At 62.0% G+C, this 16,294-nt stretch carries 17 protein-coding genes and 1 pseudogene; 11 read left to right on the top strand and 7 right to left on the bottom strand.

Annotated elements, in window-relative coordinates:
• Positions 1-76: 76 nt before the first annotated feature.
• From ACFVTD_RS15145 to ACFVTD_RS15135, 3 genes are read right to left on the bottom strand one after another with little or no spacing between them, the layout of a single operon-like run.
• Positions 77-439: an Hpt domain-containing protein gene (locus tag ACFVTD_RS15145; protein WP_387564459.1), complete on the bottom strand. Its 363-nt coding sequence runs from the start codon at positions 437-439 to the stop codon at positions 77-79.
• A 10-nt stretch (positions 440-449) separates the two neighbouring features.
• A complete protein-coding gene (locus ACFVTD_RS15140) occupies positions 450-1,073 on the bottom strand; it encodes a signal peptidase I (protein ID WP_387564457.1) in 624 nt (207 codons plus the stop codon).
• A 29-nt stretch (positions 1,074-1,102) separates the two neighbouring features.
• Positions 1,103-1,714, bottom strand: coding sequence for a TasA family protein (locus tag ACFVTD_RS15135; RefSeq protein WP_387564455.1), 612 nt, complete (start codon positions 1,712-1,714; stop codon positions 1,103-1,105).
• Positions 1,715-2,021: 307 nt separating this feature from the next.
• Here ACFVTD_RS15135 and ACFVTD_RS15130 point away from each other — a divergent pair, with 307 nt between their 5' ends.
• Positions 2,022-2,468 carry a hypothetical protein gene (locus ACFVTD_RS15130; RefSeq protein WP_387564453.1) on the top strand — a complete coding sequence of 149 codons (447 nt, stop codon included), beginning with the start codon at positions 2,022-2,024 and terminating at the stop codon, positions 2,466-2,468.
• Between the two features lie 89 nt (positions 2,469-2,557).
• Here the strand turns inward: ACFVTD_RS15130 and ACFVTD_RS15125 are convergent, their stop codons facing one another.
• Positions 2,558-3,784, bottom strand: a complete 1,227-nt coding sequence (locus ACFVTD_RS15125) for a glycoside hydrolase family 26 protein (RefSeq protein ID WP_387564452.1) — start codon at positions 3,782-3,784, stop codon at positions 2,558-2,560.
• A gap of 166 nt (positions 3,785-3,950) precedes the next feature.
• On the opposite strand from ACFVTD_RS15125, the pseudogene ACFVTD_RS15120 reads away from it, so the two are divergent.
• Positions 3,951-4,254, top strand: a pseudogene (locus ACFVTD_RS15120) (DUF4287 domain-containing protein).
• A gap of 217 nt (positions 4,255-4,471) precedes the next feature.
• Here ACFVTD_RS15120 and ACFVTD_RS15115 read toward each other — a convergent pair.
• The gene (locus ACFVTD_RS15115) at positions 4,472-5,560 is read right to left on the bottom strand and encodes an IS110 family transposase (RefSeq protein WP_387564450.1); all 1,089 of its coding nucleotides are present in this window, start codon (positions 5,558-5,560) and stop codon (positions 4,472-4,474) included.
• A gap of 529 nt (positions 5,561-6,089) precedes the next feature.
• Between ACFVTD_RS15115 and ACFVTD_RS15110 the strand changes: the two genes are divergently transcribed.
• From ACFVTD_RS15110 to ACFVTD_RS15100, 3 genes are all read left to right on the top strand, one after another.
• Positions 6,090-6,461: a hypothetical protein gene (locus ACFVTD_RS15110; protein WP_387564448.1), complete on the top strand. Its 372-nt coding sequence runs from the start codon at positions 6,090-6,092 to the stop codon at positions 6,459-6,461.
• 264 nt (positions 6,462-6,725) lie between these two features.
• Positions 6,726-7,421: a hypothetical protein gene (locus tag ACFVTD_RS15105; RefSeq protein ID WP_387564446.1), complete on the top strand. Its 696-nt coding sequence runs from the start codon at positions 6,726-6,728 to the stop codon at positions 7,419-7,421.
• A gap of 1,265 nt (positions 7,422-8,686) precedes the next feature.
• On the top strand, positions 8,687-9,901 hold the full coding sequence (locus ACFVTD_RS15100; RefSeq protein WP_387564444.1) for an ATP-binding protein: 1,215 nt from the start codon (positions 8,687-8,689) through the stop codon (positions 9,899-9,901).
• 244 nt (positions 9,902-10,145) lie between these two features.
• Here ACFVTD_RS15100 and ACFVTD_RS15095 read toward each other — a convergent pair whose 3' ends face one another.
• A complete protein-coding gene (locus ACFVTD_RS15095) occupies positions 10,146-10,562 on the bottom strand; it encodes a hypothetical protein (protein WP_387564442.1) in 417 nt (138 codons plus the stop codon).
• Between the two features lie 502 nt (positions 10,563-11,064).
• Between ACFVTD_RS15095 and ACFVTD_RS15090 the strand changes: the two genes are divergently transcribed.
• A complete protein-coding gene (locus tag ACFVTD_RS15090) occupies positions 11,065-11,370 on the top strand; it encodes a hypothetical protein (protein WP_387564440.1) in 306 nt (101 codons plus the stop codon).
• 127 nt (positions 11,371-11,497) lie between these two features.
• Here the strand turns inward: ACFVTD_RS15090 and ACFVTD_RS15085 are convergent, their stop codons facing one another.
• Positions 11,498-11,734, bottom strand: coding sequence for a hypothetical protein (locus ACFVTD_RS15085; protein WP_387564438.1), 237 nt, complete (start codon positions 11,732-11,734; stop codon positions 11,498-11,500).
• Between the two features lie 902 nt (positions 11,735-12,636).
• On the opposite strand from ACFVTD_RS15085, the gene ACFVTD_RS15080 reads away from it, so the two are divergent.
• The 5 genes from ACFVTD_RS15080 (at position 12,637) to ACFVTD_RS15060 (ending at position 16,160) form a co-directional block, all read left to right on the top strand.
• Positions 12,637-12,786: a hypothetical protein gene (locus ACFVTD_RS15080; protein WP_387564436.1), complete on the top strand. Its 150-nt coding sequence runs from the start codon at positions 12,637-12,639 to the stop codon at positions 12,784-12,786.
• A gap of 325 nt (positions 12,787-13,111) precedes the next feature.
• A complete protein-coding gene (locus tag ACFVTD_RS15075; RefSeq protein ID WP_387564434.1) occupies positions 13,112-13,561 on the top strand; it encodes an alkaline phosphatase family protein in 450 nt (149 codons plus the stop codon).
• Positions 13,558-14,052 carry an alkaline phosphatase family protein gene (locus tag ACFVTD_RS15070; RefSeq protein WP_387564432.1) on the top strand — a complete coding sequence of 165 codons (495 nt, stop codon included), beginning with the start codon at positions 13,558-13,560 and terminating at the stop codon, positions 14,050-14,052. Before ACFVTD_RS15075 ends, ACFVTD_RS15070 begins: the two co-directional genes overlap by 4 nt.
• A gap of 354 nt (positions 14,053-14,406) precedes the next feature.
• The gene (locus tag ACFVTD_RS15065) at positions 14,407-15,273 is read left to right on the top strand and encodes an alkaline phosphatase family protein (protein WP_387564430.1); all 867 of its coding nucleotides are present in this window, start codon (positions 14,407-14,409) and stop codon (positions 15,271-15,273) included.
• Between the two features lie 332 nt (positions 15,274-15,605).
• Positions 15,606-16,160, top strand: a complete 555-nt coding sequence (locus tag ACFVTD_RS15060; protein WP_387564428.1) for a phosphatase PAP2 family protein — start codon at positions 15,606-15,608, stop codon at positions 16,158-16,160.
• The last annotated feature ends 134 nt before the right edge of the window (positions 16,161-16,294 follow it).

Genomic DNA, 16,294 nt, shown 5'->3' with positions numbered 1-16,294 from the left:
CGCTGCTCCGGAGACGCCGAGCAACAATGGCTTGGGATCGCCCCGGAGTGAAGCGAACTGTTAGTTACCACCGGTCTCAGCAGGTCGTGGGACTTAGGATTCGCTGCGCATGGGCGGCCAAAGCTTCGATGGTGCTGCCCAGGGCAGCGGCTTCCAATGCCGCGGTTGTGAGATTTCCCCGGATGACCAACGACTGCAGAATGCGGCAGCGGTCCTCGGTGTCGTGGGCACCGACCATGGCTGAGGTTATTTTCAGACTGAGGATGGCATCCATCGCCGCCTCCGGGTCCTGGTCGCCGAGGGCGTCGATGATGCGGCTTTTCCGCCTTGGCAGCAGATCCAGGTAATCACTCAGGAAGCGGTACGCCAAGGCCTTGTTGCCCAGGTTCCCTGCAAGGGTGTGGATGACCTCGGCATCGAACAGGGCTTCGTCAGGCATTGCTCGTCGGTCAGGCATCGTTACTTGATGTTGTTGTCTCCGGTGACTTGCGCCAGATACTGGCGAGCATGCTGATGACCAGGACGGCGGGGGCGCCGTACATGAGCGTGTTCAGTACCACCGGCTGCCGGATGGCCCTGATGGCTTCTCCGACGTAAGGGACGGTCAGGACGTGCCGGTCCACCGTGGGACTGCTGATCGTGGCCTTCCAAGGGTCCAGGCCGTTATTCGCATCACCCTTGGTCTGAACAACGCACGTGCCGTCAGGTTGCGCCGCTATCTCGGTCACCCGGTGCGTCTCGACCCGCTGATCCTCGACCGGGATGTGGTAGGTGATGATGTCCCCAACCTTGATCTCGGCAACGGGGACGGGCCGGGTGACAACAATGTCGCCAGGGTTGATCAGGGGGGACATTGAGCCCGTCAGCATGGTGGAGGTCTGGTAACCAAGTGCCCGGGGCCCGACCGCCAAGGCCAGGAACGCTGCGACGGCAAGGAGCAGCAGGCCTGTCGCGAGCCAGGACAAGACCCGTCGCAGTCGCTTCAGGGCAGTTGCCGCGCCGGAACGAGGACCTGCGTCGTCGGCCTTCGCCGTCCCGAGGGGAAGGCGTGGGTTGCTGATGGCGGCGCTCATGGGTGGGTCCTCGTTCCGGGGTCAGGGGGTTACTTGGAAACGGCGGTGCGCTGGGTGGCGGTGAACGTGAACCCCACGGTGCTGGTCAGGCCCTGGAAGGTGTTGTCAGCCGTAGCCGGCAGGGCCGTAGTCACCTTAAGGTTGTCGGTCTTCGCGGAGGTCAGTGCCGTCAGATTGGCCAGGGTCTTCGCGGGGCCGGTGATGATGGGGCCGCTGGCGAGGACGGTGGACTGGGTGCCGGTGCAAGTGTAGGCGCCGGCCGTTCCGGACCACGGGACGCTGCAATTTTCGATGGCCAGCTGCAGTCCGTTGGTGCCGTCAGTAGTCAGCAGGGAGCCAGTGGTACCGGCATCGGTAGCGAGGGTGACATTGTTCAGATCGGAGTTGCCGGTATTCGAGAGCTTGACGAGCTTTTCGACCTTATCTCCGGGCAGCATTCCGGTAACCGGGACATTCAGGGTGTTGTCCACCCCAGCTGCCGGCAGGGCAATGGTAACCGTGCCGGCGGTGACAGCCTGGCTGGCTGACGTAGTGGAAGTGAAGGCGCCAAAGGTGCCCAGGCCTGCAACGCCGGCGGCAGTGCCGACCAGCGCGACGGACGCGATGATCTTGCCGGTGGTGGTTTTCAGAGTGATACCCATGATGATCTCCTGAGTGGAAGGCCTTCCCCCAGTAGGGCCGGCCGCGGTTGCTACAGGCCCGGTTGGCCTGTCCTGGGTCCACTGTGCTGCCGGACCATCAAGGAAGGACTTCATCTTCCATCAAGAGAAGGTCAAAGTTTCTGCAGGTCAGACCCACTTTCCCGCAGCAGGCCGGTGTGGAGGACCGACTTTCGGACAACATGATGGACCCTTGACCCTTCCTTGAGGTCCGGACGGGATGGTTGATACGGGAAACTGAACAGGGACCCCTGTCGGTGCGGAATCGGGTACGTGAAAGGGGACAGGTGTGGCATTCATCAGGCGTCGTGGACGACGCGGGCAGCTCTTGCTCGCCGGTGTCCTGGCCGCATGCCTGATGGCCGGCGCCCCCGCTGCCAACGCCGTGTTCACCCGGACCCTTAGCGCGGGGACGACCTCGGTGGGCACCTACAAGCTGGCCAGCCCCGCGGGAAACGTCGTCACCGTCACCTGCACCCCGAACGGCAACAGCGGGAAGTTCCGGCTCACGCTCACGGTCACCAGCCACGGAACAGTCGCCAAAGCCAACAACTACGTCCTGGTCGTCAAGGATTCCACCGGACTCGCAGCCACCCCCGTGACACTCAACCCCGGAGGAAGCTACACCTCACCGAGCGCGGGCAACAAGTGGACCTACAGCATTGACGCCCAATACAAAGTGCCCGGAACCAGCTACGCCTGGTCCAGCGACCCAAATCCCGTCACAGTCTGCTGACGAAACCCTGCGCAAAGCGGTTACGTAGCATCGGGGCCCCGTCCAGAGCCGGAAAAAGCACAAGGCGCTTGGGGAAGGACGAGGTAGCGTTACGTGCCGGCCGGGCGGCAGCTGGCGCCTGTCCCGTAGTGCAGCCAGTCCGGCAGCGCAGCAGTGAAGGCGTCACGGATGGCAGGACTGTTGGTGACGGTCCAGTCGATCCTGCCGTTGACCTCAACCTCGTTCTTGTCCCACTCAAACCAATTGATCATCTTCAAGTTGGGGAACTGGGCATGGGTCCGGGGGCCGAACACCTGCTCCCACCAAACGCGTTTAATGTCCACCTCTGCAGCGCCACCCGCGGCGGGGTTGTAGAGGGCAGCCGTTTCCGGGATGGCCACCGGCTTGTTGTGGTCCTTGCCGTAGGTGCCGTAGAAGTCCGGCAGCAGGCTGTCATCGCCGTTGGCCCCGTTGTAGCTTCCGGTGAGCTGCTGGGCGAACTTGTCCGCCTCGGGGATCTCGTTCTCGCCCCAGGGGTACTTGGCGCCCCAGTGGTACAGGGACATGCCCACCCAGTCCACCGCTTGGTCCCCGGGATAGTACGGGGCGTAGGGGTCGTCCGCCATGGTGAGGGCGCCGTCGTGGTCCGTGTCCAAGGCAGCGAAATCAGCAGTGCCCGGCTTGGCCTCGAACTGGCCGCCGGCAAACGGGTACCCGCCGGCATAGTTGGGCGCCCACATCATCGCCGACCCCGGGGCGTCCCTGTGCACGGCGTCCGCCACCCGCGTGAACACCTTCTTGTACTCCAGCGGTTGTTGCGACCAGGGGTACCAGGAACCGTTCATCTCATGGGCAAGGCGGACAATCACCGGCACGCCCTGGCTGTTGATCGACGAGAGGTCCTTCACCAGACCGTTAACCACCTCGGGAGTGACGCCGGCCAGCCCCTGCTTGGGCTCAAGCGTTAGCAGCATCATGTGCCCGTCGGCGCGGATCTGCGCAGCGGCCTGCTGCAGGTGGGTCCGTTCCTGATCCGTGTAGGGGAAATCGGCGAAGGAAACGCTGACTGCGGGTTTATGGCCGAGATCAGCGGCGTACTGGGACAGCGGCTTGGCGTCCAGGTTCAGGTTCACCCCAAACAACGCGCCCGACGCCGGCACCAGGGTGTTCCGGTCCGCAACCTTGCAATTGGGGGTGGCGGCAGCGCTCTGGCTCGCCGCTGATTCCTGGGCCTTGCGGTCACGGTCCGCCAAGGCACCCGCAATGCTGGCAGCGCCCAGACCGGCAGCCACCACCGCCACACCAATCGGAAGTGCCCAGGACTTAAGCCTGTCCATCACGACCCCACGACGCCCGGTCGTTGCCCGTCCTTGCTCATCCCCCGCCACAGAAAAAACCCCCATTGACCTGCTGTTTTTCCCATCCTAAACGGCCCGCACAGGACCTTCCGCTGTTACAGTCCTGTCGGAGGCAAACCGTTCAGGACTCACGTGAGGGGGACACATGTCCTTTCAGGCTTATCTGGATGCGATCGAACAAAAGACCGGCCTGACGCCGGCAGAACTGGTCGAGAAGGCACATGAGCGCGGCACTGGACGCCCCCGGTACCAAGGCAGGTGACATCCTGGCCTGGCTCAAGGATGACTACGGCGTAGGCCGGGGCCACGGGATGGCGCTGGTACACGTGATTACCAAAGGACCCAAAATCAGCTCGAAGCACCTAAGATCCGACGGCGTACACCGAGATGCCTCCGACACGCTGAGGCTTGACGGCATCGCCGCACGGGAAACCACCACAGGGGCGTAATCGCCCGTCCATCGGGGCCCACGGTTCCCAAGCACCAAACCGCCCCGCACAAGGCTGATCGTGGTGATCTGGTCCGTGCTACCGTGAACCCGATTGGAGAGGCACAGTGTCAATACTCGGGTGGGACCTGTTGGAGCGGTTCGTCCACATCGACGTGTTAATCCGCACCACCCTCAGCGCGGGTGCACCCCCTTATGACAGCTCTCGTTATGACGTCCTACCCCGGCGACACTGATGGGGCCGGTCCTGCGGTGGCGTACAGGGTGTTGAGCTGTCGGTAGAGGGTCCGGGCGATGTAGCGCTTGAGCGATCTTCGGATTTCGCGATAGCTACGACCCTCTTGAGTGCGTTTAGCAACATAGTCCCGTGTTCCGGGGTCGTGGGTCATCCTGGTCATGGCGATGGTGTGCGGAGCCCGGTTGAGTCGCCTATCGCCGCCCCGGTTATGCCTGTGCCGGACTGTGTTACCGCTTGAGGCCGGCACGGGATTCACCCCTGCCAGTGACGCGAAGGCAGCTTCGCTGCGTACCCTTCCTGGGTGCGACCACACCGTCAGGACAGTGGCTACCGTGACCGCTCCGGCACCCACAATCTCCAACAGCGGAGCCGCGGGGCTTTCCTTGATGAGCTCTGTCATGCGATTCTGGTTCGCAGCCAGTTGGGTGGTCACTTCGAGAACGCGGCGGCCCAGCCGAATTGCTTCCTCGCGCGCAATCGACAATTCGATCGGTTCTTGCCGTTCCCGCCATCTGGTGATCGTCGCGATCTGGGCGGGAACCAGTGCTCTACGGGCGTCAATTCCAAGATCATGTGCCCGGAGCAACGCGACGAGTGCATTGACATTCATTGTCCGGTCCCGGGTCAACTGGTCCCGAGCTGCGCTTAGGATCCTGAGTGCGGCACGGGTACCTTCGTCACGACGCGGAGCTCGGAGCTGCGACTCCTCCGGGCCCAAAACAGCGGTTCCGATGGCGGCGGCGTCCAACGGGTCGGATTTACCGAGACCGCGGCGGCTTCGGGCGTTCATCCGTGGAGCTTCGGCGACATCGTAGCCGGCGTCGGTTACTGCCCTGGCCAGACGTGCCCCGTAAGTGCCGACACCCTCAATGGCCCATAAGCTCGCCGTATCCCCGTCTGTCCTACGGCCTGCCCAGGCAAGTGCGCGGGAAATCCCTGTCAGGGTGGTCGGGAACTGCCCGCTCGCGACTTGTCGTCTGCTGCTGGCCTCGATGATGGCGTAAGTGTGGGTGCGGGCGTGGCAGTCCACGCCGATGACGAACGGTCGGGTCTGAGCAACGATTGTCAACGCTGTGACCCTCCTTCCTTTCGAACGGGCAAGAACGGCCGCATAGCGGCCGGTATTGGACCTGGGAAGAGTCACCTCGAGGCAATACTGTGATGAGCCACAACCACCAAAGGCTGGGCAAGCTTCTAATCAAGCCACCAACGTGGAACAGGCCGACGCCGACCGCTCCACCCATTGCGGACAAGTCGGGGGAAACGCACCCTCAAAGGGGCAAGTTGTTTTTCGAGTCACGCACCGGGCAGAACGACCGGCATCAACACTGCCAGTTAGTCCCAGACCAACCTCTGCAAGACTCACAGTTCACCGTTTGGGAGCGTGGCAAGTTCAAGAACGGCGGCAGCCCTTAAAGATTGTGCAGTTCGGCCTATGGCGCAAAGAAGAAGACCATCTTCATCGGGGCGGCCGCGCCGGACTGTCCCGCATTGATCTTTCCTAGCCCAACATCGGTGAGCTGCGGGGACCCGCAGAGGTCTGCGCGCAGCTCGGCATTCCAACGCTGGACGAGAAGTGAATTAGCGTTGCTAGGTAGGTGGCCCACAAGCCGTTACAGCGGGGGCATGAAAATTTAGTGACGACGAACTGGCAGCAGCCCATCGAGGAGCGCATGGGCGCATGGAAAGCCCGCCGCAGGCGCTACCACCTTATATCGACCCTTTGGTCAGTCCTTTTCATCTTTCCGGTGGTTTGTCTGGGAACCTTCGCGCTCATCCTGGTGGATGCGGCCGGGCCCTTGCTGTCGGGTGAGGTCGGATACGGGCAACCTGAATCCTTCGGCAGGCAAAGCTACCTAAACACTCACAGCGTCCTGCTCGGGGCCTGCATCGTGGCCTTGGGGCTGTTCTGCATCTTCTACATTCCGTGGTGCCTGCGGGCTGCCCGGGACCGGAAGCCCCGTCAGTGAACTAGCTACTGGGTTTTCCTGACTGGGATGCCGGGACCCCTATCCCACTAATCCGGTCCTTCTTCTGCAGGACAGCTGATATCGGCGACAGCCGGGCGGCACCAAGCGACAGATAGCACCGTGAAAAGGCCGTCATTTACCGCCGAAAGTCACACATATGCGTCGTCGCGGCTGTTGGTCTCCTTCGTTTGGTGTCCGTGATGAAGACTGCCAACGGTAGGAGCATGCGGGAACTAAGCCGGTTCGGTGCCTAAACTCCTGAGTATGACGATGGAGAGGGAATGGCAGGCACGTGCGGAGCACCGCTGGCCGGCAGTCATTGGCCTGCTGATTGCGTTGGGCCTGTATGCGACTTTGCCGACGACGTTCCTGCCGGGTGTTCGTTTCGCGGTCGTCATCATCGGTGTGGGTTTACTGATCCCACTCGTGGCCCTGAATCCCCGTCGCCTTGTCCGCGAAACGCACTGGTCCAGGTACCTTTCGGTTGGCCAGGCTCTGCTGTTGGTGATAGCCAATGAGACGGCCTTGGTTCAGTTGGTTGTCGCGCTCACGAGCTCATCCAACAGCAACGGCCCAACCCTTCTGCTGGCCGCACTTCAGGTGTGGGTGACCAACGTCATTGGCTTCGCCTTGGTTTATTGGGAGCTGGACCGGGGTGGTCCTGTCGCCCGACGGCATTCTCCGCGCCACGAGCTTCCCCGGGCGGACTTCCGTTTTCCACAGGACGAGGACCACGATGCTGTGAAGGAGGTGGCCGCGAGGTCGTCGGTCAAGACCGGCTGGACTGCTTCGTTCATCGACTACGTTTACTTTTCACTGTCCAATTCCATGGCCTTCAGCCCCACCGACACTATGCCGCTCTCCGCGAGGGCAAAATCCTTGATGGGGCTGGAGGCCTTTGGCGGCTTCGTGTTGCTGGCACTTGTCATCGCGCATGCAGTGTCCCTGCTTGCCCAGTAGCACCCCGCTGGTCGGCACAGGGAAAGAGCGGTGCCGCGCGGGCGGGAACTTCCCTCACGGCCGTTCGGTTGGGAAGCCAAGCTCCTGTCTGGCCTCGACCCGGCCGGCCCCGGTTGTTCCGGTTGGGGCAAGGGCCGAAGTTGCGTGTTGCTGCTGGGCGCCTTGCCCGGCGTCGGGATTGTTTCAGTCAGCCGGCCATGCTCCTTGTTTGATCGCAGCATCAGCGTTGGCGATGATACGCCCTTGGAGCTCAGGCGCCCCCGAGGGTGGCGAGGAGGTTGGTCAAGGCTTTCTTTTCTGTTGCTGGTTTGGGCTGTGTGAGCGGACAGCGTTCAGGACCGTGTCGATTTGCTTGTCGAGGTAGTTCCATGCGGCTCAGGACTCAGTGTTAAGCGTGTGTTTGGTTTTCGTCCCAAGAGGTTTCGAGGCCAGTTGCCCTTGTTAGTGCCGCGGTCTGATCGTCCTTTTGGATGAGTGCGAGGGTGTCCGCGGTGATAAGTCGGAACTCTGCGGTGTTCGAGACAGGGAATGTGCCTGCACCGCCGATTGTGCCGCTGACTGGGTCAATGCAGTAGAGCCGGGAGCGCAACTGGGTGGCGGTCCCTTCTCCGCGGCGGCGCTGGTGCGGGGAAGGCTGTTCGCATAGACAAGAAGCCCGATGGTGGCCGCCGTTACCGCAGCCAGGATCCCCAAGGTAGCTCGCCGGTGTCCAGGGGCGGCTGCCGGAGATGTACGCCCCCCGCTTACCCTGGATGACGTCGGCTTTACTGGTCGGAAGGTAGACGACGGTCGCAAGGATTGCAGCGAGGAAAATGATGCTCGTGGTGAAGGTGGCCAGGCCCAGCCCGCCCTCGTCCGGCGCGAGCCCTTGCCGGGGGCCGAGCCGTTAGGCACACCACGGCCGTCCCCGACGCGTGGAAGGCGGGCTTCTCGCGGTCGCTGCTCCGCATGGGTAGCCACAGTACCTGACGACATCTGTGTGGCGTTTCCTGTAGCCCTGAACACGGACCTGGGAGCACCTCGGGTTCGGGCGCCGGCAGTCGCGGCATTGAGGCGCCAGGCAGGAGTTTTTCAGGCCTGCCCCCCGGAGGTTGCGGGAGTCTCCGGTGGTAGGGCGGTTCGGGTCGGCGACGGTCACGGTGTGCCATTTCGACGCATCGATCTAGGGGGTCTGCAATGATGGTTTTTATGGGTGGAAATTACGGGTGGACTGGGGATGCAGCGGGGGCCGGTTCGGTTAGATCGTCCGGTCTGGGACAACAAGTATGAGCGTCGACGAGCTGGTCCGGGACGCTGTCCTGGCCGCGACGGGACTCCCCGTTCCAGGCTCCGGGTTGGAGATAACTGTCCCGATGCCCTCTCAGAGGCTGCAGAACCTGGTGGAATTAGCCCGGACCGTGTGCGGTCAACCCGTGACGGCCATCAATATCATTACCGAAGAACTTCAGTACCAGGTTGCAACCGCGGGCATGGAACCTTACCTATGCACCCGTGAGGATTCGATGTGCGCTGTCGGTTTTTTGAACGGCACATCCACAGTCGTGGAGGATGCATCCGCCGACCCGCGCTACAGCAGCAACCCGTATGTTGACGGGCGCCGCGGTGCCATCCGGTTCTACGCGTCCATCCCGCTCGTCACCGATGAAGGCTTTGTCCTGGGCACGCTGTGCGCAGGGGCAAGGGAAACCGGCAAGTTGTCGGAGAGGCAACGCCAGGGCCTGGAAATCCTGGCGGCGGAAATCGTGGAAGCCTTGGAGCTCGAACACCGGGCCCGCCAACTGGCCGGGGCGCTGGCCGAAGCCCAGCGCAGCAATACCCTGCTGGCCGATTTCGCCGGCCGGATCAGTCACGATCTGCGCAACCCCTTGACCTCGATTCTCGGATATGTGGAACTGAGCCAGATGGAAGCTGCTGACGGACCCAATTCCCAGATCGCGACATATTTGAACGTGGTGGCAAGCTCGGGCCAGCGGATGCTGGACATGGTCGAAAACGTCCTGGCCTACGCGACCATCGGCGGTGATATTCGCCCAGCAGAGCTTTCCCTCACCGCCATCGTTGCCGATGTGGTCCAGGACTTGGCGGCAAGCATCGAAACGAGCGGCGCTTCGGTGGACTGCGGGGATCTGGCTTTCAGCGCGGATCCCGTGCAGATCCGTGTGCTGCTGCAGAACCTGATCCACAATTCGATCGCCTACGGTCGACCCGGCGTTCCGCCGGTCATCCAAATTACGGGTCAGCGAACCGCGGAGGGGGCAACCTTGCGGGTTACCGACAATGGCAAGGGAATCAGCGAGACCGACCGCGAACGGGTCCTCCATCCTCTCGTCCGTCTGCACCGCGAAGACGACCCACCGGGAACGGGCCTGGGCCTGGCAACCTGTGCCCGGATAGCCGCCGCAGCAGGCGGACGGCTGGACATCAGTTCGAACTCCGGTGCTGGCACGATGGTCACGGTCCACCTCAGCGGAAACACCTAAGCGCGCCGGCAAGTCCTTCCCGCTAACAAGGGATATTTACACGCGGCTGATCCTCCGCGCCTGGCCGCGGCCGTCGTCATCACAATTGCCTTTTGAAGCCTCTAATCCGCGATGTCTCAACTCTGAACTCAACCCTGGCGCCAGGTCGTGGTTCAAGGCTGAATCCACGCAACTTCTCAATATGACTAGGACGTACCTGTGTCCGGCTCAAAAGCTGTATTTCGCGATGACAATGGCCACGTCGTCACTTTCCTTGCTCATCCGGGTGCCACAGGTTTTTCTCAATATCTGTTCCTAGAAGCCGATGGGCTGCACGGTAATGGATCCCTTTCCGGCGCGGTCGAAATGGCCAATGAGTTTCATGGGTGTACGGAACAGCAACGACTTGCACCTCGTCCTCGTAGACGATCCGACCGGGGTTACGGGTGCGAAGGGCCGTCCAAGGGATGTCGTTTCGGTCTAGTAGGTCTAAGCAATCCGCTGCCGCGGTTGTCGGGTCCACATAATTCGCAGAGGCGTTGGCGTTGCCTATCCGCAGCCATTGCCTATCGGCTTCATTCAGAAGCCCCTCAGTTCCAAGACCGTTGGCCATCGCGAACACGCCTGGGCATCGCCCGCGACGGTTAGGGACGGCACTTTGATAGCGAATGAACTCACCCATGCAATGAGGGTACGCAGGCGGCCACCGTTAGCTCATCAGTCTCAGGGAAGGATCCGCTTACGGCCGGTGCACCTCGTAGTAGCGAGGCAGAATGTAAGTCATGGGGAATGATGACGGGGCGCCAAGATCAGTTCAGCTCGGATATTGGGACGTAGAGCTCTCGCTATTGGAAGGGCCGGGTGCCGTTTGGGACGGAATCGTCTCCGCTTGGTTGCCGGCGGAGAACAGGCGTCCACCGAGAGCTCCGGATGACTTTCCGTCGAATGGTTGGAGAGTTGTCCACACCTTCCACCCGAAGTGGGCCCACGAGGCCATGATCCTCGGCGCCCCATCTCAGGCGGAATCCGACAGGTGGGTTCTCGTTCAGCTGTCCCGAGACGACAACGGTTGGCAGTTTGCGTTACCATTCACCAGCTGCGGGCCAATTCCCGCTAAAGAGGTACGCCGGGCCGGCCTGCGTTTGGACTGGGCAAAAACAACCTACTCAATGTCGATCGGATCTATGACTGAGATCAACGTTGTCCTCGTCAACGATTCATTGCGGGAGTGGACACCCACTGAAGAAGACACTTCCCATGTCCAGGGCCTAGTGCTGACTCAAAACGGCGAGCAAATCGGAAACGGCTGGTACGCCACCGGGAGCACCCCGCAGTTACCAACGCTTCAACCTGGGCAGAAAACAACGCTTCCAGCCTTTCGCAACAACCCCGAGCTAAAGAACCTGCCCGCCGGCGATTACCAAATGGTGGCCTTTCTAGCCGCTTTGAACCTTCGAACGGTCACCCCTGCAAAACTCACCATCAAGTAATTTATGCCCCGCATCCCTCATCATGAGAGCGCCCGCTAGCGGATCGACTATTGGTGCGCTTGGGGTCCGTGCCCTTCATATCGCCCTGGTAAGCAGTCCCGAGACCGATTAACCGGACACGGATTAACTACTCGTCCTCAGCAACCTCATCGTTTGCCGTTTCCTCGATCCAGTCAATTGCATCATCCGAGAGGAAAAAACCCTCCGCAACATTGTCCCCAACCCACGAGGCATCTGCTGTGGGTACGCCTGCCACAGCAGTGATCTGATCCAGAATGTTCGGTGGCACGACGTCACCGTTGTTGTTGATCAACCATTGTTGTGTTGACGAATCCAGCCTCGGCCACCAATCCTCAATGCGCATGGCCATAGTCTGACACGGCGCCAATCTCCCCCGATAGGAGAACCCTCACCGACGCCAAAGGTTGTATTGAACGCTGAGGGATCCTTCACGAGGCCGGGTCACGGTTGCAGTCCAGCCATCGTGCATTGGCCACGTTCCGGACGAATCGATGTCGTGATTTGTGAACAGGTGTGCAGGCAAGCGTGCCCTTGTGCACAGGAGTAGCGGGCAATGACTGATCACAACCCGACTGCACAAACCCCGGAATTCAGCGGTTCGTTGTGCAGTCAGCTTCTGAAAACGACACCAGCGGGTCATACGAGACTCCAGGCCTCTAGCCGGCACCACAGGTTAATCCGAAAACCCACCGGGGGCGGGAACCGGCCCCGGGACGGCCCATCCGGGTATCCAAGCCGTGGGTCACAGTCCCCAACCCGCTCGGCCCATGCCGCGGGCCGTATCAGGTATGGCCGCCCTGCGCTTGGGCTCCGCTGTGATCCCGTGATGTTGGTCCCCCACCGGCAGGCTTTCCTTGCCACCAGCTACTGGTTGCCCTTCCAGGCGGGCGCGGTGGGGGCGTCCAGAGTCCTTCCTGTGCACTAAACCCGGCCCGCGCCGCGGGGTCAGCGACTACTCTTCTGTTACCAAGGCCGTCGGCCCGTGATCAGGACGGTGGGGATGGACAGCGCTCAACAGTTATGGCGGACTGACCCCGCGACCCCTGCGTGACTACATCGTTGATGCCGCAGCTGCACGGGCGAGAATCCCTGTGTGCCCGGATCCTGAGAAACTGTGGCTGTTGACGCTGCTCGGTCAGGAGGAACAGGCACTGGAGGAAGGATTCGCCTTGCTGGAGAGCTCGGCAGAGCCGTCGGAGCTGCTTCTCGTTCTGGCCGGCATCCTGCAGCGACGCTACCGGTGGCGTGACGCCGCCCGGCTGCACGAACAAGCCCTCCGGCTGGCCGGATCCCCGGTCCGGGAAGCGAGGGTCAGGCATCAGCGCCCTCCTGCTCGGCGTGGGCCTCTCCCAGGACAAGACCATTAACCGGCGCACCACCGTCCGTGCCGGCTAGGCATGAAACCGCCACTGCGGCGGCAACAACGGCGCAGGTCCCCGAACGGCGCGGGATTCGTGGTGAACTCCCAGACGTTACCCGGGTCGTTACCGGGATGGCTGTGCGATAGTACCGGAATCGGCAAGTCCTGTACCCCAGCCATCAGGAGCGCCACATGGACACGACACGACTGTTGCGGGCACCACAAGGCTCGTGGAGGCTGCCCCGGTGGCAGCTGCCGGCAGTATTCATTGTGCTGGCCCTGCTGACGGCCGTCGCTGCCGGGTGCGCCCCGTCTGCACCGGCCCCGATAGCACAGGCCGGCACGCCAGGACACGTCTTCGTGATCAACCTGGAGAACAAGGGGTACGACGAGGTGTGGGGCAGCAAGTCCCGTGCACCCTACCTGTCCACAACACTCAGGCAGCAGGGCGTCCTGCTGAGCAACTACTACGGCATCGCGCACAACTCGCTGCCGAACTATCTGGCCCAAATCTCAGGCCAGCCACCCAACAGCAGCACTGAAGAAGACTGCCCGACCTACACCCGGTTCAGGTCATCCAAAACAGACTCACAGGGGAAGTTGCTGGGCACCGGCTGCGTCTACCCGGGCAACGTTCAAACCATCGCCAGCCAACTCACGGACGCAGGCAAAACCTGGAAAGCGTACATGGAAGACATGTCACCCCATGCCAGCACCCGGCCCTGGACGGCGCGGACGAAAACACAAAAGCCACCGCCAGGGACCAATACGCGACCCGCCATGACCCGTTCGTCTACTTCCAATCAGTGACCTCAACGCCTGCCTGCCAGAGCAACGTCGTCAACCTCTCTGCCCTCCAGCAAGACCTGAAGTCCGCCGGAAACACCCCCAACCTTTCCTACATCTCCCCTAATCTTTGCCACGACGGACACGACAACCCCTGCGCCGACGGCACCCCCGGCGGCTTGCCAGCAGCCGACACCTGGCTGCGCGAAAACATCCCCGGAATCCTGGCCTCCCCTGCATTCCAACGGGACGGAATGCTCGTCATCACCTTCGACGAAACGGACGGGGGCACCGTCGGGCCCTCAACAGGCGTCACAGGCGGAACCTCAGGAGGCCAAGTCGGAGCGCTGGTCATTTCACCGTTCACCCTGGCTGGGGGCACCTCGGATCACCCCTACAACCACTACAGTCTGCTCGCCAGCATTGAAGGCTTCTTCTCCCTCCCCCGCCTGGCCGGCGCGGGTGAGCCGGGAGTTGATGCCTTCGGCAAGGACGTCTACCAATCCACAGCCTAGGAAGAGCGGCCGCGGCCGGTTGCGTCGATGGTCTCAAGACGCAGCCCTGACCTTTCTCGGGCATCGGAACACTCTTTGTTCCGATGCCCTCCTCCGAGGTGAAAGGAACACATTAGCGTGAGGATTTCCTTACAAGGCAGGCCCGGGGCCGGCATACGAAGCTCCCACGGACGGGCCCCTACCGTTTGGCTGCTGCTGGCTCTGGTTACGGTTTCGGCCTGTCAACCCCAAGCGACACCGGTGCAGCCCACAGCCCCGGCCCCTACTGCACAGACACAGAACGGTCAAGGGACAGGTACCCCTACGCCCACGCCAACAACCAGACCCATCCTGACACCGCAGACCGCCAACGGAATGTGCGGGGCACCCGGACCGGCGCCGACACAGTACCAGCATGTAATCTGGATCACCTTTGAGAACCTGACCCTGCAGCACGCCCAGCAAAAGATGCCGTATTTCAACGGCACCGTGGTGAAGAATTGCGGACTCGCCACGAACTTCACGACCGAACTGCACCCGTCCCTGCCCAATTACATCGCGATGACCTCCGGCTCGACCCAAGGCATCACCGGGGACTCATCGGGCATGCTGGGTGCAGACAACATCTACAACCAGGTCAAGCAGTCCGGGCGGCAATGGCGGAACTACGCCTTTGGAATGCCCTCCAACTGCGACCACAACGACAGCGCCAACAAAATCTACACAGCGCACCATGAAGCGGCGAATTACTACTCCAATATCGCCGAGGACTGTCCCAACTGGGACGTTCCGGTCGGAAGCCCGAACTTGGTCACAGACACCACGGACGTGACCAATTCACCCCTTGCAACAGCCCTGGAAACCGATACCCTGCCCGCCTTTGCGACCCTCGGTCCAACCGATGACGGCGGATGCTCCTCCTGCGGCGGCGAGGTCGACCCCGGTCCCGGCGACCTGTTCCTGCAGCGCTGGATTCCAAAGATCACCAACAGCACGGCCTACAAGGCAGGGACTGTACTGGTCTACGTGACCTGGGATGAGCCGGAGGACTTCGCCACCATCCCGTCCACCCAAGCCGTGGCTACGGCGGTGATCGCCCCGACGATCCCGGCTGGGACTCAGTCCAATACGGCCTTCAACCATTACTCGATGCTCCGTGACACGGAGGACGTCCTGGGCATCACCAATCACCTGGGCAACGCGGCCACCGCACCATCCATGCGGAGCGCCTTCGGCTACTAAATAAACCCCCTGCGGCCCGGCCCCTCAGGCACCGAACTACCTACATGAGGAATAGCGCTGGACCTCCATGGAATTCCTGCTTGAACTGATCCTCAGGGCGGTGGTGTCATGGATGCACCATTCGGGCTCGCCCGATCAAGTGGCCTCGTGCCCTACTACTTAACCAGGCTGACCTCTCCCCCGGCGCTGCTGACCTACATTTCACCGTTGCCCCACCTGCTCAGCATCGGCTGCGAGGGGAGACACCGCGTTCGGGGACCGCAACGGCGCGATTCTGCCTGTTTCTGCTGGTCATTCGCCGCTCGCCCGTAAACGCCATCGCGTTCGGCGCTGTGACTGCTGTTGGCTGGCTGTCCTGCCATCTGGTCAAGGCATTGGTGGCCCGGCCACGTCCCGACCAAAGCCCTTTGGCGGATCCGCTCATCACGGCGCCAGCTACCCACAGCTTTCCCAGCGGTCAAGTCTGTTTGGCTACCGCACTGGCCTTCGCCCTGTACTACCTCGCGCGGAGAACACCCTGGCCACGGCCCGTCCTGGGATTCGGAATAGTCATCGTCTTCGTTGTGGCCTTATCGCGGCTCTACCTTGGCGTTCACTACCCCGCCGATGTGCTTGCATCCATTGCCACGACCTCCTGCGCCATCCTCTATTTCACGGGCCCCTGGAACCGCTACGCGACAGCCATCATCGGCAGAATACGGCTGCTGGCGTGGTTTGGCCCCATACCAAGCCAGACGGGGGTAGCCGCAGCCGATAGCCAGGTCCTGACGCGCGCCTCCATCATTGAAACCATCCGGGAGTTGCCTGGGGCCGACTCAACGCGTCGAGGTCCTGGACCGCTGCCGCGAGCTCCCCGGCGTCCTGGATGCCCCGGTTACCGATTCTAGCGATGAATGCCCTCCAACACCCGGCGGTTGCCCCGAAAAGGGCGACCCCGCCGGCCGGAAAAGAACGGCAGCAACGAGTGCATGCGGGCCCACTGCCCACACTTAAAACAGAAGTACGAGACACCCATCAAGCG

Origin of the sequence: Pseudarthrobacter sp. NPDC058119, assembly GCF_042884655.1 — a bacterium.
In the GTDB taxonomy this organism is placed as follows: domain Bacteria; phylum Actinomycetota; class Actinomycetes; order Actinomycetales; family Micrococcaceae; genus Arthrobacter.
This window is presented reverse-complemented; position numbering and strand designations above follow the sequence as displayed.

What these genes read in the sequence shown, in the direction of transcription:
- ACFVTD_RS15145 (WP_387564459.1), bottom strand. Translation starts at nt 439, where the DNA reads ATGCCTGACGAAGCCCTGTTCGATGCCGAGGTCATCCACACCCTTGCA.
- ACFVTD_RS15140 (WP_387564457.1), bottom strand. Translation starts at nt 1,073, where the DNA reads ATGAGCGCCGCCATCAGCAACCCACGCCTTCCCCTCGGGACGGCGAAG.
- ACFVTD_RS15135 (WP_387564455.1), bottom strand. Translation starts at nt 1,714, where the DNA reads ATGGGTATCACTCTGAAAACCACCACCGGCAAGATCATCGCGTCCGTC.
- ACFVTD_RS15125 (WP_387564452.1), bottom strand. Translation starts at nt 3,784, where the DNA reads ATGGACAGGCTTAAGTCCTGGGCACTTCCGATTGGTGTGGCGGTGGTG.
- ACFVTD_RS15105 (WP_387564446.1), top strand. Translation starts at nt 6,726, where the DNA reads ATGACGATGGAGAGGGAATGGCAGGCACGTGCGGAGCACCGCTGGCCG.
- ACFVTD_RS15100 (WP_387564444.1), top strand. Translation starts at nt 8,687, where the DNA reads ATGAGCGTCGACGAGCTGGTCCGGGACGCTGTCCTGGCCGCGACGGGA.
- ACFVTD_RS15095 (WP_387564442.1), bottom strand. Translation starts at nt 10,562, where the DNA reads ATGGGTGAGTTCATTCGCTATCAAAGTGCCGTCCCTAACCGTCGCGGG.
- ACFVTD_RS15090 (WP_387564440.1), top strand. Translation starts at nt 11,065, where the DNA reads ATGACTGAGATCAACGTTGTCCTCGTCAACGATTCATTGCGGGAGTGG.
- ACFVTD_RS15085 (WP_387564438.1), bottom strand. Translation starts at nt 11,734, where the DNA reads ATGCGCATTGAGGATTGGTGGCCGAGGCTGGATTCGTCAACACAACAA.
- ACFVTD_RS15065 (WP_387564430.1), top strand. Translation starts at nt 14,407, where the DNA reads ATGTGCGGGGCACCCGGACCGGCGCCGACACAGTACCAGCATGTAATC.